Source organism: Amycolatopsis sp. TNS106 (assembly GCF_019330265.1).
GTDB classification, from domain to species: Bacteria; Actinomycetota; Actinomycetes; order Mycobacteriales; family Pseudonocardiaceae; genus Amycolatopsis; species Amycolatopsis lurida.
This window is the reverse complement of the sequence record NZ_CP024972.1, coordinates 1,110,919-1,133,235: the sequence shown is the minus strand read 5'-3', so window position 1 is coordinate 1,133,235 and position 22,317 is coordinate 1,110,919. Positions and strand designations below refer to the sequence as shown.

The window sequence follows — 22,317 nt, the reverse complement described above, 5'->3', positions numbered from 1 at the left end:
GGATCCTCCTTGTGTTCGTTCGTCAAACGCGGTTCCGCAGGAACGCCCCGCACGCGTCGAAGAGGTCTTCCGGCGGGCAAGCCGTGGCACGGTGTTCGAAACCTGGTGGGACGACGGGGGCACCCGTGCCACCCGATGTGGTCATCACGACCGGGACCCGCGCCCGGAGTGCGCACACCACACCGAATTCGCGTGCGGTCAAGGCGGCCTCGGTGCCGCGGACGTCGACGGCGAGATCCGGCCGATCCTCCTCGTCCAGCGGGCAGGTCCCGCCGGACGCAAGAGCCCGGCACACTCCGGACCGGACGTGGCACGGGCTGACCCGGCAGCCCAGGTCCCGCAGCGCGGCCGCGATCTCGCGGGATTCGTCGAAGCCGGCCTCGGTGAGCAGGATTCTCATCTTCTTCTCCGTTCAGGCGGTGGGCCGGTCTTGGGTCATCCGTTGCCATTCGCGTGCCCACTCGGCGGCACGGCCGCGGGCGAGCGCCGCCCGGCACACCAGGAAGACCCCCGTGACCAGAGCGAGCCAGCCCAGCCACAGTCCGGCGCCGACGCCGATGCCCCGGCTCAGGGCATCGGCGTCAGTGGCCGGCGCCTCGACGGGATGCCCGCTCGCGTCGAGCCAGATCCGCACTTCGTTCCCGGTCGCCGACCCGGCGTCGACGGTCACCACGCCTTCACGGATCAGCCCGCCGGGCGCGGCCCATCGGGCGATCGCTTCGACCTTCTCGTCCAGGGGCACTCCGTCGAGACGCACTCGTACAGGCGGGGCGTCGGCGAGCAGGACGGCGGTCGTCTCCTGCCGGTTCGCCGCTTCCTCCGCCGCACGTTTCCGCCCTTCGGCGTAGGCCTCGGAACCCACCGCCGCGGCGAAGGGGATCGCCAGCAGCGTCAGCAGGACGACACCGATCACGAGCGCGGCTTCGAGCCGGTCCGACCACCGGATGAGCGGATTTCGCGTGAACCAGAGTCCGTGACGCGCTTTCATGGCTTTCTCCTGTGTCCGGGTTCGCTCAGATGATCGGGCCGGGCTCGTACGCGACAGAGGTCAGCAGCCGGCCGAGCCTGTTTTCCGGAGCCGTGGCGGGCGGCGGGATCACCACCACCGGGCAGGTCGCGTGCCGCAGCGCCGTCTTGCACACCGAGCCGACCAGCAGTTCACGGAGCTTGCCCGTGCCATGGCTGCCCAGCACGAGCAGCGAAGCGCCGTTCGACCGCTCGACGAGCGTTTCACCGGGGTCTCCCTGAGGAACGTCATAGGTGACATCGAGCCCCTCGTGGGCATCGAGGACCTTGGCGGTCGCGGCTTTCAGCGCCTTCAAATGGACGTCTTTCGCCTCTGCCACGGTCCGGCCGGCCGACGCGTCGTCCAGCATCTCGTCATGGACCCACACGGTGACCACCTGCAAGACGGCGCCCTGCCTGACCGCCTGGTCGGCCGCCCAGCGCACCGCCGCGGCAGAACCCGCCGAACCGTCCATGCCGACGACGATCCGGTTCTCCGTCGCACTGTCCGTCATGACGTCCTTCCCTTCTGTGCCGGTGTTTTCCGAGGTTCTTCGACCACGACGACCGCTTGGGGGAAGCCGGGCACACCGTCGATGCCGACGAGCGCCCCACGGATCGCGGGGGCATCGAAAGGCTCGCTGAACGCCGTGGCGGCCAGGCTGTACTCGGTGGCCGCGAGCAACAACCGCTGTGCGGCCATGCCCGCCCGGACCAGCTGTTCCCGGGTTTCCGTGGCCGTGGCGACGAGGAAGGCGATCCAGGAGGCTTCCGGAGTCACTTTCCTCCTGATCTGCCCGCCTACCTTGGGCAGCTGACGGACCCGAGAAGGCGTGAGCACCCGGACTCGGATGCCGTCGCCCTCGTTCGCCTCGGCGATCTCCCGCCCCCACGTCTCCACCGAGCAGGGAGCCGGCCTGGTCGGCCGCCCCGGCAGAGCGGCGAAACGGGCGAAATCGGCCGCCACGGGGCGGATCCGGCGCCGCGATCCGAGCCGGGCGATCCGGTCCAGGGCGAGAACATCGCACCTCAGGTCGATGAGCGGCGCCCAGCCCAGGATTCTGATCGCACAATCGAGATTCGCCAGCACGGCACCGCAGACGATCAGTCGCGCACGCCCACCCCGGTCCCGTACCCCGAGCAGGTTTGTGACTCGTTCGTACAAGTCGAGTGAGTCCTCATGGACCGACAGCGTCCACACGTCGTCGATCCATCGCTTCGGTACCTGGCGCGCGGCCGCCACGAGGATCCGTTTCTCCTCAGTCGACCAGACATGCGCCGGGATTCCGGTGAGAGAAGCAGTCATGGCTGCTCCTCCTCGCTCCGGTCGCGGGTGACCGCTTCGATCGGGCGCCGTGGCGTCTTCACGCCCGGACAGCCGTAACCGAGCCTGAACACGGTCTGGGGATGACCGGCGCCACCGAGCAGGTCACGCAGTTCGTCACGGATGGCGGGGATCTCGATCGGCTGGGAAGAGAACGAGGCGCTCAGTCCGGCGTCCGTGGCGGTGAGCAGGACCCGCTGCATCGCGCATCCCGCGCGGACCTGGGAGATCGGCGCGTCGTTCGGCATCGTCAGCACCGCGACGAGCGGGTCCTGCTCGAAGACGCGAGGAGCACCGTCCTCGTTGACGTACCGCCCCGGGAGCAGCCCACCCGCGGAGCGAGGGCCGCCCGCGGAGGCGGGAACACCGTCGTCCTCACTGGTTTGCCTGGTCCATGCCCGGAGTTCTCGCTGGAAAGCCGCGTCAAGGTGCTGGATGTGGTCGGCGCGGCGAATGAGCCCCGCGGTCGCCTCCAGAAGCCCGGCCTCGTCGAGCAGGACCAGCCGCGCCCCCTCCTCGCGGGCGGCCTCGCGCACGGCGGTCCGCAGGCGGAGCGGCACCGGCTCGTCCGTGAAGGGGCGGCGGTTGCTGTAGCGCCGCGGAATCGCCGCGGAGAGACGGCGTTCGGTCGTGGTGGGACGGTGACGGGGACCCAGCGTGACCCGCGCCAGCAAGGAAGGCCTCGCCCGTTCGGGCGCCAGCTCGACTTCGCTGATTCGGCCCGCGGCGGCGATGGCGAGCCGCAAGTTCAGCAAAGCCGCCCCACAGGCCAGCCGGGCCTCACGCGCTTCCGGATCGCAGGCGCCGAGGATCCGGCTTTCGTCGAGCACCACGTCGATCGTGTCCGGCGCCAGCTCGAAGATCCACGGCTGGGTGTTGTGCGGCGACGGCGCGCGCACCGCGGCGCGCAGCGCGTCCGCGACGACGGGCGAACGAGTGAGGACCATCCTGCTACACCTGCCTTTCGACGATCTCAGCGTCTCGCTTGGCGGACGGGGACGGCAGTGGCCGTGGGCCCGGTGTGCCGGGACCTTCGGCACCGCTAGCGGGGCGCGAACTCGCGCCATTCCTCCTGCCACCGCGCCCATCGGGCCCGGTCGAGCAGGAGCCGGCCGCAGCGCTGGGCTACCAGCACGACCACGCTGGAGGCGAGCCAAAGGCCCACCCCTGTGCCGACACCGAGAAGACGGGCGTCGAGGACGGTGGTGGGCGCGTCGACCGCGTTCCCGGACTCGTCGAGCCAGACCGGCACCTTCGCGCCGGCCAAGGTCCCTCGCGTTGCTTGGACCTCGCCGACTCGGGTGCCCCTGTCACGAGTGACCCACATGGCCTCCGCGGGCGAGGTGTCTTGCACGGCACCCGCCCGGCCCCCGATGGCGATGGGCGCGCCGTCTTCGAGCAGGGTCGCTTCCCCGCGATATCTGGTGGCCTGCTCGGTCGCCGCCTGCTCGGAACGGGCCGCGAAGACACCCGAAGCCACCGCCGCGGCGACCGGCAGGGCGACGATCACCAGCACGATCGCGAGAACCACCGTGAACGCCTCGACGCGGTCTTCGCGGCGAGCGAGCGGGTTTCGCCCTGGACGGACCAGACGCCAGGCGCGCGACCAGTGAGACGACGTGTTCATGACCTGGACCTCCGCTGTGGATCGCCGGGAATATGCCGCCACCATCACCCGGCGATACCGCCCCGCAGGAGAGGCGACGGTCCCGCCCGGCCGGGACCTCCAGCCGTATTCCCGGCCCGCCCGCCGGATCGAGACTGGCTGCATGCGAGTACGTGATGTCATGACCACCCCGGTCGTCGCGGTGACCCCGGCGGCCACGATCGGCGAAGCGATCGCCGTGCTGACCGGCAAGGGAATCACCTCGCTACCGGTCGTCGGCGACACCGGCGAACTGCTCGGAGTGCTGCTCGAAGAGGATCTGCTCCGGGCGCGTTACCTTCCCGGCGGTGACCCGGACAGCGGCGTCATGCTCAGCGGTCACACCAAAGTGAGCGCGCTGATGCGGCGGACGGCGGCCGGTGCCCATCCCGATGGCGACCTGACCGAACTGACGGCGAAGATGCTGGAGCGACGGCTCCGGTCCGTCCCGGTCCTCGAACACGGCCACGTGATCGGCGTCATCACCTGGCAGGACCTGCTCCGTGCCGGGCCATCCGCGCAAAGGAATGAGCCATGAACACGAATCCCGGCAACACCCGCCACCTGCTCGTCGGCGCCGACGGCTCTGCCGAAAGCGAAGAAGCGATCCGATGGGCCATCGCCGAAGCCGCCGCCGTCGGTGACGACGTCGAAGTCCTGATGGTTCTTCCGAGGGAAGAACTCCTTCCCGGCACATCGTTCGCCCTCCAGCCCCACGGCAGGGTTCCGGTGCGGAAGAACTACTCGCTCGACGACGCGGTCGCCCGGATCCAGAGCGAGCTTCACACGGACGTCGAGGTGAAAACCTCGCTCAGGCAAGGAAACCCGACGTCGGAACTGCTCGCGGCGGCACACGAAGCAGACCTTCTCGTGCTGGGCACCGGCACGAAGAGCGCGGTCGGCAGGCTCGTCTTCGGCAGTGTTTCCACGGCGTGCGTCAGGCACGCGATGTGTCCCATCGTGCTGGTGTCGCCGCAGGCGATCCACCGGTTCAGCCCGGCCGCTTCCTGACAAGTCCGTGAAGGCCTCCTTGAGGGACTCTGGGTCTCTCAAGGAGGCCTTCACGGACTTGTCATACGTGCTCCACCGAGAGCACCGCCTCGGCATCCCGCGCCAGTTCGACGTCCTCACCCGTTCCCATGGCGAAGACGGTCACCGGCGCGCCGTCCGGGCTGAGCACCCGGTCGCCGTCACCGAGACAGCGAACCGGATCGACGGTGATCCCGAAGACGCCCAGCCGCACGGCCAGTCGCGTGATCAGGTCGGGTTGATGCTCGGTGACCCCGCCGGTGAACACGACGGCGTCGATCCGGTCGAGGCTCGCCGCCATCGCGCCGATCTCGCGGCGGATCCGGTGCAGATAGACGGCGACAGCCGAAGTCGCGTCGGGATCCCCCGCCGCCTCGCGTGCCAGGACGGCTCGAAGGTCCCCGTTCGTCCCGCTCATCCCGGCGAGACCGGACCGGTGATACAGCGCGTCTTCCATCTCGTCGACCGACATCGGCGCGGTTCGCATGACGTGCAGCACCAGCCCCGGATCCACCGAGCCGGACCTCGTCGCCATCGCCGGCCCTTCCAACGGGGTGAAGCCCATACTCGTGTCGACGCTCCGGCCGCCGCGGATCGCGGTCACCGAGACACCGGCGCCGAGGTGGCAGCACAAGAGCCGTGGCTCGCCGTCACCCAGCAGTTCCGCCACCCGACGCGCCGCGTGACGGCAGGAAAGACCGTGGAAACCGTAGCGACGCAAGCGCCCTTGAGCGGTCCATTCCCGTGGTAGCGCGTATCTCGACGCTTCTGCGGGAAGATGGGAGTGGAAGGCCGTGTCGAACGACGCGATCACCGGCAGGCCAGGGCGCAGCCGGAACACCTCCCGGGCGAGACGGACGGCCTGCGGCTGGTGAAGCGGCGCGAACGGGCCGAGCTTTTCGAGCGCGTCCACGACGTCCGGGGTGAGCCGGACCGGGCCGGCCCTGGAACCCCCGTGCACGAACCTGATGGCCACCGTGTCCACAGTGGACCATCGATCGAGAGCCTGTCGTGCTGCGTCGTCCAGTGTCATGGCGGCCCACCCGACCGGCGTGCCGTCGACGACCAAGGACGATTTGAGGCTCGAAGAGCCGGGATTCAACGTCAGGACACGCATGAAGACTCCTTCGGGCACAGGGCCGGGCGGGCGCGCCCTGGGGGCGGCGCGCCCGCCCGGCCGGAGAGGGTCAGCCCTTGCCGACCTCGATCTTGACCTGCTTCTCCTGCGGTTTGTCCTCGACCGGCATGGAGATTTCCAGGATTCCGTCCTTGTACGCCGCGGTGATCTTCGCCGTCTTCGCACCGGATGGCAGGGAGACGGTCCGGCTGAACTTGCCGTAGTAGAACTCACTGCGGCCATGCTCCACGGTCCTCGCCTCGCGTTCGGCGGTGATCGTCAGCAGCCCCTCGTGCGCGGTGACCGAGATGTTCTTCTCCGGGTCGAAACCGGGAAGCTCGGCCCGGACGAGGTACTTGCCCTCCTCGACGGACTCTTCGATGCGCACCGGGTTGTGTTCGGCGAACGGCCACGGATTCTCCAGCCAGGCCGCGATACTGGGCAGGGTCAACCGGGAACCGGGTACGAGAGTTGTCATATCCGTACTTCCTTTCCTTGTCATGCTTCCCAAGTCCAGTCACGGATTTCGGGAAGATCCTCGCCGTGTTCGACGATCCATCTCCGGTGCCGTTCACGCGCGTCCGTCATCCGTTGCCGGATGGCGCCTGCCCGGGCGAGCAGTCCGGGCACCCGGTCGATCACGTCGGTCACGAGCTGGAAGCGGTCCATGTTGTTGCGCACCAGCATGTCGAACGGTGTCGTCGTGGTTCCGTGCTCGATGTACCCGCGCACGTGCATGTCGTCATGGTTCGTTCGCCGGTAGGCCAGCCGGTGGATCAGCCAGGGATAGCCGTGATAGGCGAAGATCACCGGCCGGTCGGTGGTGAACAGCGCGTCGAACTCGCGGTCGGTCATCCCGTGCGGGTGTTCCGCGGCGGGTTGCAGGCGCATGAGGTCGACCACGTTCACCACCCGGACCGCCAGTTCGGGCAGGTATTCCCGCAGCAGCTTGGCCGCCGCGAGCACCTCGACCGTCGGCGCGTCACCGGCACAGGTGAGGACGACGTCCGGTTCCCGGTCCGGATGGGTACCCGCCCATTCCCACATTCCGGCGCCGCGCGCGCAGTGCACCGCGGCCTCTTCTTCGTCGAGCCAGACGGGGCTGTCGTTCTTCCCCGCGACGATCACGTTGACGTAGTCCCGGCTGCGCAAGCAGTGGTCCGCGACCCACAGCAGGGTGTTCGCGTCCGGCGGCAGGTAGACGCGGACCACTTCCGGGCTCTTGTTGGCGACATGGTCGACGAAGCCCGGATCCTGATGGGAGAAGCCGTTGTGGTCCTGCCGCCAGACGTGCGAGGTCAGCAGATAGGTCAGCGACGCGACCGGCCGCCGCCACGGGATCTCCCGATGTACCTTGAGCCATTTGACGTGCTGGTTGAGCATCGAGTCGACGATGTGCACGAACGCCTCGTAGCAGGAGAAAAGCCCATGCCGGCCGGACAACAGGTAGCCTTCGAGCCAGCCCTGGCAGAGGTGTTCCGAGAGCACCTCCATGACCCGGCCGTCCGCGGCGAGATGCTCGTCGACGGGTTCGGTCTCGCACAGCCAGGTCTTGGCCGTCACGTCGAACACCGCGTCGAGCCGGTTGGAAGCGGTCTCGTCCGGCCCGAACAACCGGAAGTTCGCGGCCTTTCGGTTCAGCGCGAACACGTCGCGCAGCCATCGTCCGAGTACGCGCGTCGGTTCCGCCGTCGCGCCGCCCGGCCGGCCGAGCGGGATCGTGTGCGGTGGCACCGCCGGCAGCTCCAAGGGCCGCAACACGAGACCGCCGTTGGCGTGCGGCGACGAGCCCATCCGGAGATCGCCGTGCGGGATCAGCGCGATGACCTCGGACGTCGGCCTGCCGTCCTCGTCGAAGAGCAGCTCCGGCCGATAAGAACGCAGCCATTCCTCCAGCTGCCGCAGATGCTCGGGGTTTCCGCGCGCGTTCGGGACCGGGACCTGATGCGAGCGCCAAGTGCCTTCGACCTGCTTTCCATCCACAATAGACGGTCCAGTCCAGCCCTTGGGGCTGCGCAACACGATCATCGGCCAGCTCACCGGCCCCGTCGGCACACCGGCGGAGCGGGCGCGCACCTGGATTCCGTCGATCTCGTCCAGCGCCCCGTCCAGCGCCGCGGCCATCGCCTGGTGCATGACGGCCGGGTCGTCGCCCTCGACGTAGTGCGGGGTATACCCGTAGCCGCGAAGCAGCTCGTCGAGTTCGGCGCCACTGATCCGCGAAAGCACGGTGGGATTGGCGATCTTGTACCCGTTCAGATGCAGGATCGGCAGCACCGCACCGTCGCGCACGGGATTGAGGAACTTGCCCGAATGCCAGCTCGTCGCCAGCGGGCCGGTTTCGGCCTCACCGTCGCCGACGACGCAACCGACGACGAGGTGCGGGTTGTCGAACGCGGCACCGTAGGCGTGCGCGAGGGAGTAGCCGAGCTCGCCGCCCTCGTGGATCGACCCCGGGACCTGTGGCGCGACATGACTGGGCACCCCGCCGGGGAAGGAGAACTGCCGAAACAGCGTCCGCAGGCCGCCCTTGTCGTAGGGGACCTCCGGCCACGCCTCCGAGTAACTGCCTTCGAGCCAGGTGTTCGCGTAGAGGGCAGGACCACCATGACCGGGTCCGGTCACGAACATCGCGCTCAGGTTCCGCCGCACGATGGCCCGGTTGAGGTGGGCGTACACGAAGTTCAGCCCCGGGGAAGTCCCCCAGTGCCCGAGCAGACGCGGCTTCACGTGCTCGGGCTTCAGCGGCGATTCCAGCAGCGGATTGTCCATCAGGTAGATCTGGCAGGCGGCGAGATAGTTCGCCGCCCGCCACTGAGCGTCCACTTGGGACAACTCGGCGCGAGTCAGCACCGCGGGCGCGGCGGGAGCACTGAGAACGGTCACCGCGACTTCTCCGGCCGGACCACCAGCACCGGGCATTCCGCGTGGTGTGCGAGCGCCTGGCTGGTCGAGCCGAGCACCTGACCGGTGAACCCGCCCCGGCCCCGACTGCCCACGACCACCAGCTGCGCCTGGGCACTCCATTCCAGCAGGGCATGCCTCGGCCGGTCCTGGACGAGAACCCGCTCGACCTTCACGTCCGGATACTTCTCCTGCCAGCCCGCGAGCCGCTGCGCCAGCAGGCGGCGCTCCTCGTCTTCGATCGACTCCCACTGCACGACGAGCCGTGCCATGCCGTAGGCGTCGTCATAGGTGACGTCCCGCCACGCGTGGACCACGACGAGGTCGGCCTTCCGCCACGCGGCCTCTTCGAAGGCGATCTCCAGTGCGCGCTCGCTCAGCGGGCTGCCGTCGATTCCCACCACGATCGGCCCTTCCGCCGGATACGCGGTGGTGTTCTTGCGGCCACGCATGACCACCACGGGGCAGTGGGCGTGGGCGACGACCGCCGACGCCGTCGAACCGATCGTCATCTCGCCGAAGAAGCCCTTCCCGGTGCCGCCGACAACCACCATCGCCGCCGACTTCGACGCGTCGATCAAGGTGGGCACCGGCGAGTCCGCCGGCATCCGCGTGTCCACGTCCACTCCGGGAGCCACCGAACGCGCTTCCGAAACGGCCTCGTCCAAAACCCGCTGACCTTCCTCGGCCAGCACGTCGTACCAGGGCGTGGGGCCGCCCAATCCGGCTCCGTAGGCCAGCTTGTCGACGCGAAGCGCGTGCACGACGAGCATCTTCAGCAGCCGTTCTTCCGCGACGGCGGCGGCCCACCGGACGGCGGCCCGTCCCGGCTCTGTCCCGTCCACCCCCACGACGATCTTCCGGTCCGGCGCGTTCATCGTTCGTCCTCCTGATAGGTCACTTTCGCTTCCACCACACCCGGAACCGCCTCGGCCAGGAGCCTGGCCACATGACGATCGGTGTCGTTGTCGTAGGCATCGCCGATCCGCACGACCCCGTCGCGCGCCTCGACCGTCCACCGGCCCGGGCCGCCGTAGATCGCCAGGTGGTGGCGGACGTCCGCGGCGATCGCCTCGTCGGAACGGGCGAAGGCGCGCACGAAGTCGCCTCGCGTGAGGATTCCGACCACCCGGGAACCGTCCACGATGGGCATCGCGCGAATACGTCCGTCGAGCAGAGCCCGGCCGACGTCGGCGGCGTCCGCACCGGTACTCATGCCCGTGGCCGGTGACGTCATCACCTGGGCGACGGTCAGCCCCGGCCTCGGGCGTGCCTCGTGGTCCGGTCCCGAACGCAGGTCGTGCGGGAACCGGTTCCGGATGAGATCCGCCTCGGTCACGATGCCTATCAGCCGGTCGTCCTCGTCCACCACCGGCAGTGCGGTGAAACCCTTCTCCGTCAGCAGTTCGGCCGCGTGTTTCGCGGTGGTCCCGGGCGTCACCGTGACGACCGGCGCGGACATCAGATCCCGTGCTCGCATGGTGCGCTCCTCACTCGCTTTCTCGTCCGCTCGCCGCCGGCCGAACGACGGCCACCGGGCATTCCGAATGCGCGACGAGCGCCTGGCTCGTCGAACCGAGCAACATCCCCTGGAACCCGCCGCGACCTCGCGACCCGACGACCAGCAGCTGGGCACGTTCGCCGAAACCGAGCAGGGCACGAACCGGGCGGCCGCGGGCGACCACCGTCTCGACGCTCAGGTCCGGGAACTTGGCCAGCCAGGGCGCGAGTTGCTCGTCGACCGCTCGCCGCTCCGCCGACTCGACCGTGTCCGGGTCGACCGCCAAGGCGTGCGCCCGCACCGACTCGTGGTCGGTGACCTCGTTCCACACCCGCACCACGATCAGGTCCGTGCCACGGAGCGACGCTTCGTCGAAAGCGAAGGCCAGGGCCGCGTCACTCGATTCGGAACCGTCCGTGCCCACGACGACGGGGCCGTCCTCCGGTGGGACGTCTTCCGGGCGTTTCCCTCTGGCGACGACGATCGGGCAATGACCGTGTTGCGCCAGCGCCACCGCCGTCGATCCGACCAGCAGGCCGGTGAAACCGCCGAGGCCGCGCGAACCCAGCACGATCAGGGTCGCCGTCTTCGATTCCTGGATCAGCGTGGCCACCGGTGCCCATTCGCGTGCCGCGGTCTCGACGACCAGGTCCGGATGGCGCGCGGCCACCGCCTCGCAAGCTTCGGCGAGCCATCGCGCTCCCTGTGCCTCGAACGCCGATCGGATCGCGTCGGCCGACGGCACCACTCCTGGCATCCTCACCGGCGGAACCGTGTACACGTGCACCAGCCGAAGCCGTTTCCCTCTCTTCGCGGCCTCTCCCGCCGCCCACACCGCGGCCCGCCGGGCGGACCCCGAACCGTCGATCCCCACGACGACAGCGCCTTCAGCCACGCTCGACATGTCCGCTCACCTCACTCGTCAGGGCAGGCTTCAAGGCGGCCGCGACCTCGCCCGCCCAGGCCCGAACCGCCGGCCAATCCCGGTAGTCACCGTCTTTGACCCGGAGCGCCGTCACGACCGCTCGTTCGGCGAACCGCAGCAGGCTCCGCTCGATCCGGCCCGGGAACACCACGTGCCCGCGGGCGCCGGAGAGCGTCATCAGCCGGGTCACGTCCACCGGATCCTCCGCGGGCTTCGGCGGCGTCCCCACCGGGCCGCTGGAGAACAGCCACACCTTCTTGGTCCTGAGGATCTCGGCGCGCCCGCCGATGAGATCTTGCGCCGCCTCGAGCCACTGCCCCAGGTACACGCCGCTGCCCACCAGAACGACGTCGAACTCCTCGACCGTCGTGACATCCTCGGCCCGCGACACCCGCACGACGGCATATCCGCGTAGCTCCGAAGCGAGGGCGAGGCCGATCTCGTCCGCGATCTCCCAGGTCCCGCCGTGGCGGCTGGCCGCCGCTACGAGGATCTTCATTTCGTTCTCCTGTCTGGTCTGTTCCCAGCTTCGACCAGTGAGGAGCCCAGGAGGAGAGACCGAAGTCCCGGCCGGCCGGGCCCACAGTCCCGGCTCGATCGCTCGGCGGCCGTTAGCCGGTTCGAGGAAGGACCTTCGTCTCTACGACGCCCTCGATGCCGACCAGATCATCGGTGGACCGAAGGACGACAAGGGAGACGATCATGACGGTACGGCTCGGGATCAACGGCTTCGGCAGGATCGGGCGCGACATCCTCCGCTGTGTACTGGAGTCGCCGGAAAGCCCGATCGAAGTGGTGGCGGTCAACGACATCACCTCGCCCGAGATGCTGGCGCACCTGCTGGTCCACGATTCCACGTACGGAAGGCTCCGGACACCGGTCGAAATCGTCGACGGCGAAGCGCTCCGCGTCGGCGACCATCTGATCCAGGTCAAGGCGGAGGCCGATCCGGCCCGCCTGCCGTGGGGCGAGTACGGCGTCGACGTCGTCGTCGAGTCCACCGGCAAGTTCCGGACTCGTGAAGCCGCCGGCGCGCATCTGGCCGCCGGCGCCAGAAAGGTCGTGATCTCCGCGCCGGGCAAAGACGTCGACGCGACGATCGTGCTTGGCGTCAACGAAGGCGACTACGACGCCGCGGACCACCACGTCATTTCCAACGCGTCGTGCACGACCAACTGCGTCGCACCGATGGTTAAGGTTCTTCACTCGGCTTTCGGTATTCGTCGCGGCCTGCTCACCACCATCCACAGCTACACCGGCGACCAGGCCCTGCTGGACCGTCCGCACAAGGACCCGCGCCGAGCCCGGTCTGCGGCGGTCAACGTGGTGCCCACCAGCACCGGCGCCGCCAAGGCGATCGGACTGGTCATCCCGGAGCTGGCGGGCAAACTCGACGGGGTCGCCGTGCGCGTGCCGGTCGAGGACGGCTCGCTCACCGATCTCACCGTCGAACTCGATCGCCCGGTGACCCCCGAGCAGATCAATCACGTGTTCGCCGAGGCCGCGGACGGCGCGCTCAAAGGGATCCTGCGCTACACGGAGGCGCCCGTGGTGTCGCGTGACATCATCGGCGATCCCGCTTCGTGCGTGTTCGACGCCCCGCTGACCAAGGCCGACTCGCATCTGGCGAAGGTCTTCGGCTGGTACGACAACGAATGGGGCTATGCCACCCGAACGGTGGAACTGGTCGAGCTGATCGCGCGCACACTGCCGCCGCGATGAAGCGGCTGGGTGTCGCCGACGCCTTGGTGGACGCGAGCCATCGCGCCGGGATCGACGCGGATCCCGGCCTGATCGCCGATCCCAGCCACCTGGCTCCCGAGGCGATTCAGCCGGCGTTCCGGGCGGCTGCGGGCCGGATCGTCCTGGTCACTGACGGCGTCACCCGCCGTGCCGACAGCACGCCGGCCGGTACGACCATCACCTTGCTCGATGCCGTCCGGCACGCCTGCGACATCGGCATCACCACCGAGGCGGCCGTCAACGCGGCCACCCGCACTCCCGCCAGGTTGTATCCGGGAGCAGGCATCGGCCTGTTGCGGCCCGGGGACCGCGCTGATGTGCTGGTTCTCGACGAAGCCATGCGGCTCCGGAGCATCTTTCACCGGGGAAGACCGGTCGAGCCTCGGGCGCCGTCGTCGAGCCGGATGAAGGAAAGGGGCCGATTCTCGTGAAGAAGTCCTGGTGGATCGCGTCGACGGCGGGGGCTTTGGTGGTCGTCGCGGCGGTGGTCTTGGTCGTGCGGCAACTGTCCGGCCCGGCGAACGGGACGGACCCGGATCCGGCTCCGTCGTCCAGCGAAGCCGCCACCCCCGATCGCCGGGCGGTACTGGCCGTCAAGATCGACAACGTGGCCGCCGCCCGGCCGCAGACCGGTCTGAGTGCCGCCGACCTCGTGTACGTGGAACCCGTCGAGGGCGGGCTGACCCGGCTGCTCGCGTTGTACCGGGGCCGCCCGCCCGCGGTGATCGGCCCGGTGCGCAGCGCGCGAGCCACCGACCTCGGCCTGCTGGCGCAGTACGGACGACCTGCCCTCGCCTATTCCGGCGCCGCACCCGAGCTGCTGCCGTCTCTGCGTTCGGCCTCACTGACGAGTGCTTCGCCCGCGGAAATCCCGAACGCGTACTTCCGCGACGATTCCCGGCCGTCACCGCACAATCTCTACCTTCGCCCGCATCAGGCCCCCGACAGCGAGGTCGCGCCCGAAGGCGCGTTTCCCGCGGCGGGCGCAGCACCGGAATCCGGCACGGCGGCCGCCACCGCGGCGATCCGCTATCCGGCGGCCGCGTTCACCTTCACCTGGTCCCAGACCATCGGCAGGTACCTGATCGGCCTGGACGGCACGCCGCTGACCACAGTGGACGGTGGCAGGCCCGGGGCGGCGACGATCGTCGAACAGCGGGTCGCCGTCCGTCTAGGCGAACGCGGGGAGACCGGGACGGTTCCCGACTCCCCCATCGCGCAGACGGTCGGCAGCGGGCAGGCAAGGGTGTGGCGCGACGGAGAGCGTTTCGAGGCCACTTGGAACCGTGCGTCGGCGACGGCGCCGACCCGGTTCACCACCGTGTCCGGGCAGCCGCTTCCGGTGTCCGATGGTCCTTTGTGGATTCTGCTCGTTCCCGCGTGAACGGCGCGGCGGTCAGCTCACCCGCAGCACGGCCGCGCCGTCGACCCGGTCCGCCGCCAGATCCGTGAGCGCTCTGTCCGCCCTGGCCAGTGAGTACGGCACCGTACTCACCTCGAGGTGGTGGGCACCCGCGAACGCCAGGAACTCCCGTGCCTCGTCGCGCGTGTTGGCCGTGACGCTGCGCACCTGGCGTTCCTGGAAGAGGTGCCGCTGGTAGTTCAGTGACGGGATGTCGGAGAGGTGGATCCCGGCGAGTGCCAGCGTCCCGCCCCGATCGAGGGCCTCGAGGGCGGGCGGGACCAGTTCGCCGACGGGTGCGAACAGGATCGCCGAGTCCAAAGGCTCGGGCGGCGGTTCGGCGGCCGCGACCGCAGACGCCGCTCCGAGCGCCAAAGCCAGCTTCCTGGCTTCCTCACTGCGGGTCATCACGTGCACGATGGCACCACGGGCGATCGCCACCTGGGCGGTCAGGTGGGCGCTCCCGCCGAATCCGTAGATCCCCAAGCGTCCACCTTCGGGTACTTGCGCCCGCTCCAGCGCGTGGTAGCCGATCAGCCCGGCGCACAACAAGGGCGCGAGCTCGTCGTCGGTGTAGCCATCGGGCAGAGGGAGAGCGTAAGCGGCCGGTACGACCGCGAATTCGGCATATCCCCCGTCTACGTCCCAGCCGGTGTAACGCGACTCAGGGCAGAGGTTCTCCCGGCCGCGAAGGCAGAACCGGCACCGGCCGCAGGTGTCGCGCAACCAAGCGATTCCGACCCTGTCGCCTGCACGGAAGGCGGAGACGTCGTCTCCCACGGCGACCACCTCACCGACCACCTCGTGGCCCGGAATCACCCCCGCCCGATGAACCGGCAGGTCACCCTCGGCGACGTGCAGATCGGTGCGGCAGACCCCGCACACCAGCACCCTGACCAGCACCTCGTCGCCGGCCGGTCGCGGGACGGGCACTTCCGCCCAGTCGAGCGGGCCCGACGACATCGGGCCGGGCCGGGTGACCTGCCATGCGCGCATCTTCACGATCGGCCTCCTCCGTCCGAAAGTCCTCCGTCCAGGATCGTGCGCCTTTCGGCCGCGGGGAAGGACCGAAGGTCACTGCCGCTCGGCGAGCCGAAGCCTCACCGTGGAAGCGGAAGGGAGAGAGAACCATGACCGTGCAGAAAGAAGAGCAGCAAGTGACCGCATCCGCGGCACCGAAGAAGCCGAGCGAAGTGTTCACCGAAAAGGTGCACCGGCTGGTTCGCGAGGGCAACGCCCGGCGCATCGTCGTCAAGGACACGCAGGAGCGGGTGATTCTCGATGTCCCCGTGAACGCCGGCCTCGTCGCCGCGGTTTTCGCACCGGTCGTGACCGCGGCCGGCGCGATCACCGCGCTCGCGGGCCCTTGGTCCATCGCGGTCGAACGCCGCGGCGACCCGGCGCCGGAAGAGAAGCCGTCGTGAAACCCGTTCGCTTCTGGGTCGGGCTGGTCTTGGTGGCTCTGGGCGTGTTGGGGATCCTCGACGCGACCGGCGTCCTCGAAACCGGCGGCTTGCTCAGCGCCTGGTGGCCGGCGAGCTTGGTCGGCCTCGGCATCGTCGCGATGCTGTCCCAGCGGCGGATGTCGATCGGACCGGCCGCCGTGACGGTGATCGGGCTCATCCTGCTCGCGGGCACCCTGGACCTGGCGGAAGGCGGCCTGTGGTGGCCGGCCCTGCTGGCGGTGGCGGGATTCGCCGTGCTCGCCGGGCTGCGCCGGGAGCACAGCACCAGGACGCCGCTCGTGATGTTCGGTGGAGCGACCACCAGGGAACAGTCCCGCCACCTGCGGCACACCGACGTATCGGCGATCTTCGGCGGTTCGACGCTCGACCTTCGTCAAGCCCGGATCGACGAAGGTGCGACGGTGGACGCCTTCGCCTTGTTCGGCGGCGTCAAGGTGCTGGTGCCGCGGGGCTGGCGGGTCTCGCTCGGCGGTCTGCCGTTCATGGGCGGCCTGGAGGACAAGACCGACGGGACAGGTGATCTCCCGGCGGACGCTCCTGTACTCGCCGTGAACGGGACGGCGATCTTCGGCGGCGTCGAGGTCACGAACACACCGGAGAAGTGACGAAGTGACTGCGCGGTGCCGTCGCGGCCCAGATGTCGCGCCGGTACCGCGGCAGCCGAGCCTTCAGGGGGACAGGGTGGTGGACGCGCCGCCGTCGGCCTGGGTCCCGGTCACGAACCGGCCGTCCTCTCCGGAATGGACTCCTCCCCCGCTCCCACCACGGCCCGCCGGCCCTCACCGCAGGTCGTGATCGAGTTCGATTCCGGTCAGCAGGGAAATCACCCTCCATCGACGCTGGGGCTTCCACCGGCCACTTCGGACGGCCTCGACCGACCGCGGATGCCATAACTTCGTCCCTCGCGCTAACTCCACAACGGACGAAGAGCACCGCGGAGATCACGCCAGGCCCTCGGCAGCTCGTCCACACATCGATCGGCGTTGGCCGTCTCCTGCGTCCGTACCGCCGTCAAGATCCCGTTCGCGACCTCCAAGGCACTCAAGAGGTCGCGGGCGACAACAGCGTCTTGGAATTCTCCGAGAAGGTTCTGGAAGGCGCGCGATGCGGGCTTGGCGTCGACCGGCAGTGCTTCGGCACCGGCCTCCAGCGCGTACCGCAGCCGCTTGGCCGCTTTCCGCACGTCGTGAACGGCGCGGTCGCGTTCCGGACCGGCTGGTAGCGCGGCGACCCGGGACACGCGAGCGTCGACCTTCTCGGCCACCGTGCGAGCCAGGTGAGGGAGTATTCGCGCGGCGGGGCGTCGCGCCACCGCGGGCCAATGCCGACGGGGTTTCTCACTCAGCACCACCTCGAGAACGTCCAGGGCGGTGAGCAGCTGGAGGTATCGACGACCGTCGAGCGCGCACCGGACCCGCTCGCGCGCCTCTTCCGAGAGAACGGCGAAGCAGGCGTTCGCCCGCTCTCCGGTCCATGGCCGTGCGCGAGCCCACTGGACCTCGACATCCCGCGCCGGGCCGAGTTCCCCGCCGAGCCAACGCAATTCGTCACCCACCGCTCTGAGAAGCCGCCGTCCGCCCAGCACCCGGGCGTAGGCGGAGAACACGCCGCGCAGCCGACGGGTTGCCACCCGCATCCGATGCACCGCGTCCGGCTTGTCCTGCCGGACCGCCAGATCCGCGGCGGCGAGCGCCGCGATCTGCGCACGCACGTAGCGGAGGACCATCCCCCGTGCGGAGTCGTCGGGAGGTCGGGGCGATCGCACGATCCGGTGATCGAGCACCGCGTGGAGTTCGCTCGTCCCGCCGTCGCCGACGCGCGCGACGGGCACCAGGTCGTCATCACGGGTATACGCACGAACCAGCCGGGAAAGGGTCGGCGGGACGGCCAGGCTCGAACCGGCGAAACGGATCGGGCCATCGGGTGTTTCGAGGCACCAGGATCCGTTGTCGACACCCAGCGTCAGGTCATTTCTGAGCAAGCGCAGCGAAGCCGTGTCGAAGTACACGGTATCGGGTGCGGTCGCGACGGTCGCGCTCATGGACTTGCCTCCTTCAAGGTCGCCGCGTGGTCCGGGACGTAGGTCTGCAGCAGCCGGTCGGGACGGCAATAGCCGTTCGATTCCGGACGCGAGGGGAGCGAAATCGCCTCATGGAAGACGTCGTGATAGGGCACGCTCGAGAGAAGGTGCGCGATCATGTTGAGCCGCCCGCGCCGCTTCTCCTCGCTTTCGACCACGTACCACGGAGATTCGGCGGTATCGGTATGCACGAACATGTCGTCCTTCGCCCGCGAGTACTCCTCCCATTGCGTCACGGACCGCAGGTCCATCGCGGAAAGTTTCCAGCGGCGCATCGGATCGTCGATCCGGTTTCGGAACCGCCGCTCCTGCTCGTCACGGCTGACCGAGAACCAGTACTTGCGCAAGAGGATTCCGTCGTCGACGAGCAGCCGCTCGAAGATGGGGCACTGCTGCAGGAACCGCCTGTGCTCTTCGGGAGTGCAGAAACCCATCACCCGCTCGACGCCGGCGCGGTTGTACCAGCTGCGGTCGAACAGCACGATCTCACCGGCCGCGGGTAAGCATTTGATATAGCGCTGGAAATACCACTGCGTCCGTTCACGATCGGTAGGCTTCGGCAGAGCCGCGATCCGCACGACGCGCGGGTTCAGATGTTCGGTGACCCGTTTGATCGTGCTGCCCTTCCCCGCCGCGTCCCGGCCCTCGAACACCACCACCAGCCGGGCGCCCTCGTACCGCACCCACTCCTGGAGCTTGACCAGCTCGGCTTGCAGGCGCAGCAGTTCCCGTTCGTACACCACGCGCGGGATCCGCGCCCTTTCCCTGCCCGCCATGGCCTCCACGGTACGAATCCAGGCGACATGGGGCTTCGGCCGTACGTCGACGCGGCAGAGGTCTTTGGTCATCAGCGACCAGAGGCATCAGACCCTGTCTTCACTCTCCACTGTGGACGGTACCGGTCCACGTCTCGCCCCCACGTGCGGAAGGGGCAAAGGACCCTCGGCTCCGTCACGCCCAGTGGGGTCGTTCGCCCCTGTGCTCGCGCTTCGGAGCCGGTGAGCATGAAAACAGTCCGATCCGAGGAGGAGAGCGATGGATCTGCCCGACGCGTACACGGTGAGGGCGGCCGTCGCACTCGCTGTACGCGCCCCTTCGGTGCACAACAGCCAACCTTGGGACTGGCGGTTCAGCGGCCGCATGATCGAACTGCGCGCGGACACGGGCCGCAGGCTGCGGCAGGCCGACCCGGAGGGCCGCGATCTGCTCATCAGCTGCGGGTGCGTGCTCCATCACTTCAGGACCGCGGCCGCCGCGCTCGGTTGGGCCGCCCGCGTCGACCGGGTACCCGAGCCTGACGTGCTGGCCCGGATCGAACTCGTTCCCCATGAACCGAGTGAAGAGGACATCGCGCTGGCCACGGCGATACCGCGACGCCGGTCGGATCGCCGCCGGTACACCACTCGGCCGCTGACGACCTGGGAGAAGAACCGTCTCGCGAGAAGCGCGGCAGACCACGACTCGATGTTGCGATTCGTCGACGACGCCCCGCGGCGTTCGGCGTTGACGACCGCCGCGGCGGAGGCTCAAGGTCTGCACCGCGCCGACCCGGACTACGGAATCGAACTCGCGTCCTGGAGCGGACGGCGGTACGCGACAGACGGCGTACCCGCACGAAACGCGGTCCTGGCCACCGCGGCACCGCTGGTACGAGACTTCTCCGACGCCCTGCTCACCGACACCGAGGCCCGGGACGGCGCCGCACTGACCGTACTGTCGACCGGGGACGACACCCCGCTCGACAGGCTACGAGCGGGCGAAGCCGCCAGCGCCGTAGTGCTGACGGCGACCCGGCTGAACCTTGCGTCCTGCCTGGTCACGGAGCCGTTGGAACTTGCCTGCACCCGTGGGCTGATCCGTGACTGCGTCGTCACCGAGAGAGCCGAGCCTCAGGCCGTCGTGCGAATCGGTCACCTGCCCGACGGCGCTCCCCCGCTCCCTGCGACTCCACGACGTCCGATCGCGGAAGTCCTTCGGCCACTGGGCCACTACGGGATCGGCCTGCCGATACCGGTACCGGAGCACAACAGCTGACACCTGCCGCACCTCGACCCCGGGAGCACATCATGAACGTCGACGAACTGCTGAAGAAGGCCAAAGACGGTCTCGAAACCAAAATGGTCTACGGCGAGCCGTACCACGCCGATGGGGTGACGGTGATCGTGGCCGCCTCGGTCGGCACTGGTGGCGGCGGTGGCGACAGCCGTGACGAGAAGGGGCGTTCAGGCGAAGGTGGCGGGTTCGGCCTGTCGGCCAAGCCGGTGGGCGCGTACGTCATCAAGGACGGCAAGCTGCGCTGGGAACCCGCCATCGACATGAACCGCCTCTTGGCCACGTTCGGCATGATCGCGGTGGCGGCACTGTTCGCGGCCACGCGTTTCGCGAGGCTCAAGCGGGACAACGAGCCGGAGCTTCGCTGACAGCCGTATCGGTGGCAGCGCACAGCGCGCAGCCTTGCGACCAGCATGGAACAGCGGAAAGCCGACCAAGCCGAGATATCTTTCTCGGACCGAGTACACACAGCACTGACGACGCCGGGGCCGGAGGCGGCACTGCCACCTCCGGGCCCGGCAATCACGAAAGGCCGACACGGCCCTGGTTCGTCAGGAGCATTTCCAGGTGGCGGGCAGCCACGTCCGGCCGTCCGCCGAAGGGTGTTTCCCGGCGAGTTCGTCGGTTTCCGTCACCACGCGGACCCCACGTTCGGTGGTGATGTTTCCGAGGAACGTCGCCCCGCGCCACACACCCAGTTCCCGCTCGGTGCCGCCGATCGGAGTGTACGAAGCGACCATCAACCCGTTCGAGTTGACGCTCCTCGGAGACGGACGATCCTTCGCCTCGTACCGGTGCACCAAAGCCCCCGTGGTGTCCCACTTGTGCAGGCCGGTGTAGTCACCGAACGCCTGACCGAGCGCGTAACCGCCTTGGAAGACCCGGACTTGGAGATCGGGCGAACCGGCGAGCCGGCGGGTGGTGCCGTCCGGCGACCACACCGAACCCTTCTCGGTCACCACGGTGCCCGCTTTGTCGATGCCGATCGCCACGCCGTCAGCGACGATCTGATAGGTGCCCGGCTGGTTCCGCTTCCACACGACAGTGCGGTAGGGATCGGGGAAGGCGTAGGCGGAACCGACGACATCACCCGAGTCGTTGACGCCCGCGGCGTAAACCACGGTCCCCGCGGGGGCGGGCAACGTCTGGAACGCACCGTCGCGGTACACGAAAGCCGAGCTCGAACGCCCGTCGTACCCGACGATCTCACCGCTGCCGTTGACCCCGGCGACACTGATGGACGTGCTGACCGGGGCGTTCACGGCGACAGGCTGGCCGTTGCGCCACAGCAGCAACCTTCCGTCGGACGCCTGACCCGCCAAGTAGCCGTTCGAGCCCGCCGCGTCCACCGACCCGCCGGTCACCCCTGCGGGCAACGGGAGATACGACGACGTCCAGGTGCACTGGTCCTGCGTTGGCGCCTGGGCGAAGACCGGCGACGCCGCGACGATCCCTCCGCCTGCGATGATCACACCGACGACCGCCGCTCTCGCCAGCCGCGCTCGAAACCTCAACCCCATGGGTCCTCCAGTCAGAAGTTCGATCTTCATCCAGAACACGCCACGCACCGCACGGAGTTGTCCCGACCCCACGAGCGTTACCTATTAGATATGCGCCGGTCGCATCACCGCAGGTTCCATGCGAGCAGGTCGATCTGCGCGCCGGCCATGGTCTTTCTCGGCTGGGACGCGGTGGCGAGGCCTGAAGTCACGCGCCCGAATTGGTCACCGGCGTCCGCGCGCCGTTTCCCCTCCACTGGAAGAGATCCTGTTCTTTGTCGTGATCCCGATCTGCGGGATGCCGACCTCCCGGTCATGCGGATCGGATCACCGCGCGGCGCCGCGACATCTCGAGCGACACCGCCTAGGCGGTGTCCTGTAAGTCTGTTCGATGGGCTCCGTGATCCAGGTGGTTCCTGGCGGTGCGGGCGGATCGGCCTCGTACCGGGTCGTACTCGGCCGCATCCGCCCGTGCCGCCAGGGGCCGCCTGGGCGCGAAGACCGCGAACACGACTTGCAGGACACCGCCTAGGCCGTACGGGCGCATCGACCGGCAGTTTCCTGGCTTTCGGTCGCGTCGGCGACTGGGGGTCACATAGTTTGCAACCGGCGCACTTGTCCGTCC

Annotated in this window: 26 protein-coding genes; 9 read left to right on the top strand and 17 right to left on the bottom strand. The window is 68.9% G+C overall.

Translation table 11 applies throughout. The annotated features are described in order from the left end of the window. Positions 1–22 precede the first annotated feature (22 nt). The 6 genes from CVV72_RS05125 to CVV72_RS05100 all read right to left on the bottom strand — a co-directional run bounded on the left by CVV72_RS05125 (position 23) and on the right by CVV72_RS05100 (position 3,956). Positions 23–400, bottom strand: coding sequence for a hypothetical protein (locus CVV72_RS05125; protein ID WP_219151270.1), 378 nt, complete (start codon positions 398–400; stop codon positions 23–25). Between the two features lie 12 nt (positions 401–412). Next, positions 413–988, bottom strand: coding sequence for a hypothetical protein (locus CVV72_RS05120; RefSeq protein ID WP_219151269.1), 576 nt, complete (start codon positions 986–988; stop codon positions 413–415). Positions 989–1,013: 25 nt separating this feature from the next. Continuing rightward, positions 1,014–1,520 carry a universal stress protein gene (locus CVV72_RS05115; protein WP_219151268.1) on the bottom strand — a complete coding sequence of 169 codons (507 nt, stop codon included), beginning with the start codon at positions 1,518–1,520 and terminating at the stop codon, positions 1,014–1,016. Beyond that, positions 1,517–2,311 carry a hypothetical protein gene (locus CVV72_RS05110; RefSeq protein ID WP_219151267.1) on the bottom strand — a complete coding sequence of 265 codons (795 nt, stop codon included), beginning with the start codon at positions 2,309–2,311 and terminating at the stop codon, positions 1,517–1,519. Before CVV72_RS05110 ends, CVV72_RS05115 begins: the two co-directional genes overlap by 4 nt. Further along, complete coding sequence (locus tag CVV72_RS05105; protein WP_219151266.1) at positions 2,308–3,276, bottom strand: nitroreductase family protein; 969 nt, start codon at positions 3,274–3,276, stop codon at positions 2,308–2,310. The genes CVV72_RS05110 and CVV72_RS05105 overlap by 4 nt, the downstream gene beginning before the upstream one ends. A 95-nt stretch (positions 3,277–3,371) precedes the next feature. Beyond that, positions 3,372–3,956, bottom strand: coding sequence for a hypothetical protein (locus CVV72_RS05100; RefSeq protein WP_219151265.1), 585 nt, complete (start codon positions 3,954–3,956; stop codon positions 3,372–3,374). 142 nt (positions 3,957–4,098) lie between these two features. Here CVV72_RS05100 and CVV72_RS05095 point away from each other — a divergent pair, with 142 nt between their 5' ends. After that, a complete protein-coding gene (locus tag CVV72_RS05095; protein ID WP_255632530.1) occupies positions 4,099–4,512 on the top strand; it encodes an HPP family protein in 414 nt (137 codons plus the stop codon). Beyond that, positions 4,509–4,985 (top strand): universal stress protein, encoded by a 477-nt coding sequence (locus CVV72_RS05090; RefSeq protein ID WP_219151264.1) that lies wholly within the window; start codon positions 4,509–4,511, stop codon positions 4,983–4,985. Before CVV72_RS05095 ends, CVV72_RS05090 begins: the two co-directional genes overlap by 4 nt. A 61-nt stretch (positions 4,986–5,046) precedes the next feature. On the opposite strand, the gene CVV72_RS05085 is transcribed toward CVV72_RS05090, so the two are convergent. From CVV72_RS05085 to CVV72_RS05055, 7 genes are all read right to left on the bottom strand, one after another. Beyond that, the gene (locus tag CVV72_RS05085; RefSeq protein WP_219151263.1) at positions 5,047–6,120 is read right to left on the bottom strand and encodes an acetate/propionate family kinase; all 1,074 of its coding nucleotides are present in this window, start codon (positions 6,118–6,120) and stop codon (positions 5,047–5,049) included. 70 nt (positions 6,121–6,190) lie between these two features. After that, positions 6,191–6,598: an Hsp20/alpha crystallin family protein gene (locus tag CVV72_RS05080; RefSeq protein ID WP_219151262.1), complete on the bottom strand. Its 408-nt coding sequence runs from the start codon at positions 6,596–6,598 to the stop codon at positions 6,191–6,193. Between the two features lie 20 nt (positions 6,599–6,618). After that, positions 6,619–9,042, bottom strand: a complete 2,424-nt coding sequence (locus CVV72_RS05075; protein WP_370641860.1) for a phosphoketolase — start codon at positions 9,040–9,042, stop codon at positions 6,619–6,621. After that, positions 9,003–9,902: a universal stress protein gene (locus tag CVV72_RS05070; RefSeq protein ID WP_219151260.1), complete on the bottom strand. Its 900-nt coding sequence runs from the start codon at positions 9,900–9,902 to the stop codon at positions 9,003–9,005. Before CVV72_RS05070 ends, CVV72_RS05075 begins: the two co-directional genes overlap by 40 nt. Beyond that, complete coding sequence (locus tag CVV72_RS05065; protein ID WP_219151259.1) at positions 9,899–10,504, bottom strand: HPP family protein; 606 nt, start codon at positions 10,502–10,504, stop codon at positions 9,899–9,901. The genes CVV72_RS05070 and CVV72_RS05065 overlap by 4 nt, the downstream gene beginning before the upstream one ends. A 10-nt stretch (positions 10,505–10,514) precedes the next feature. Continuing rightward, a complete protein-coding gene (locus tag CVV72_RS05060; protein ID WP_219151258.1) occupies positions 10,515–11,429 on the bottom strand; it encodes a universal stress protein in 915 nt (304 codons plus the stop codon). Then, positions 11,413–11,949: a flavodoxin domain-containing protein gene (locus CVV72_RS05055; RefSeq protein ID WP_219151257.1), complete on the bottom strand. Its 537-nt coding sequence runs from the start codon at positions 11,947–11,949 to the stop codon at positions 11,413–11,415. The genes CVV72_RS05060 and CVV72_RS05055 overlap by 17 nt, the downstream gene beginning before the upstream one ends. A 203-nt stretch (positions 11,950–12,152) precedes the next feature. On the opposite strand from CVV72_RS05055, the gene gap reads away from it, so the two are divergent. From gap to CVV72_RS05040, 3 genes are read left to right on the top strand one after another with little or no spacing between them, the layout of a single operon-like run. Further along, complete coding sequence (gap, locus tag CVV72_RS05050) at positions 12,153–13,172, top strand: type I glyceraldehyde-3-phosphate dehydrogenase (RefSeq protein ID WP_219151256.1); 1,020 nt, start codon at positions 12,153–12,155, stop codon at positions 13,170–13,172. Next, positions 13,106–13,624 carry an amidohydrolase family protein gene (locus CVV72_RS05045; RefSeq protein WP_219151255.1) on the top strand — a complete coding sequence of 173 codons (519 nt, stop codon included), beginning with the start codon at positions 13,106–13,108 and terminating at the stop codon, positions 13,622–13,624. Before gap ends, CVV72_RS05045 begins: the two co-directional genes overlap by 67 nt. Next, on the top strand, positions 13,621–14,577 hold the full coding sequence (locus CVV72_RS05040) for a DUF3048 domain-containing protein (protein ID WP_219151254.1): 957 nt from the start codon (positions 13,621–13,623) through the stop codon (positions 14,575–14,577). The genes CVV72_RS05045 and CVV72_RS05040 overlap by 4 nt, the downstream gene beginning before the upstream one ends. A gap of 12 nt (positions 14,578–14,589) precedes the next feature. Here CVV72_RS05040 and CVV72_RS05035 read toward each other — a convergent pair whose 3' ends face one another. After that, positions 14,590–15,591, bottom strand: a complete 1,002-nt coding sequence (locus CVV72_RS05035; protein WP_219153831.1) for a zinc-binding alcohol dehydrogenase family protein — start codon at positions 15,589–15,591, stop codon at positions 14,590–14,592. Positions 15,592–15,725: 134 nt separating this feature from the next. On the opposite strand from CVV72_RS05035, the gene CVV72_RS05030 reads away from it, so the two are divergent. Both CVV72_RS05030 and CVV72_RS05025 read left to right on the top strand, forming a co-directional pair. Then, positions 15,726–16,019, top strand: a complete 294-nt coding sequence (locus tag CVV72_RS05030; RefSeq protein ID WP_219151253.1) for a DUF4342 domain-containing protein — start codon at positions 15,726–15,728, stop codon at positions 16,017–16,019. Then, the gene (locus CVV72_RS05025) at positions 16,016–16,666 is read left to right on the top strand and encodes a LiaF domain-containing protein (RefSeq protein ID WP_219151252.1); all 651 of its coding nucleotides are present in this window, start codon (positions 16,016–16,018) and stop codon (positions 16,664–16,666) included. The genes CVV72_RS05030 and CVV72_RS05025 overlap by 4 nt, the downstream gene beginning before the upstream one ends. A gap of 302 nt (positions 16,667–16,968) precedes the next feature. Here the strand turns inward: CVV72_RS05025 and CVV72_RS05020 are convergent, their stop codons facing one another. Both CVV72_RS05020 and ppk2 read right to left on the bottom strand, forming a co-directional pair. Then, entirely contained in the window at positions 16,969–18,102 is a 1,134-nt protein-coding gene (locus CVV72_RS05020) for a CHAD domain-containing protein (protein ID WP_219151251.1), read from the bottom strand. After that, positions 18,099–18,917: a polyphosphate kinase 2 gene (gene ppk2, locus CVV72_RS05015; protein WP_219151250.1), complete on the bottom strand. Its 819-nt coding sequence runs from the start codon at positions 18,915–18,917 to the stop codon at positions 18,099–18,101. Before ppk2 ends, CVV72_RS05020 begins: the two co-directional genes overlap by 4 nt. A gap of 259 nt (positions 18,918–19,176) precedes the next feature. Between ppk2 and CVV72_RS05010 the strand changes: the two genes are divergently transcribed. After that, positions 19,177–20,175, top strand: a complete 999-nt coding sequence (locus CVV72_RS05010; protein ID WP_219151249.1) for a hypothetical protein — start codon at positions 19,177–19,179, stop codon at positions 20,173–20,175. 32 nt (positions 20,176–20,207) lie between these two features. After that, positions 20,208–20,561, top strand: a complete 354-nt coding sequence (locus CVV72_RS05005) for a spore germination protein GerW family protein (protein WP_219151248.1) — start codon at positions 20,208–20,210, stop codon at positions 20,559–20,561. Between the two features lie 183 nt (positions 20,562–20,744). Here the strand turns inward: CVV72_RS05005 and CVV72_RS05000 are convergent, their stop codons facing one another. Further along, positions 20,745–21,713, bottom strand: coding sequence for a hypothetical protein (locus CVV72_RS05000; RefSeq protein WP_219151247.1), 969 nt, complete (start codon positions 21,711–21,713; stop codon positions 20,745–20,747). Positions 21,714–22,317 lie beyond the last annotated feature (604 nt).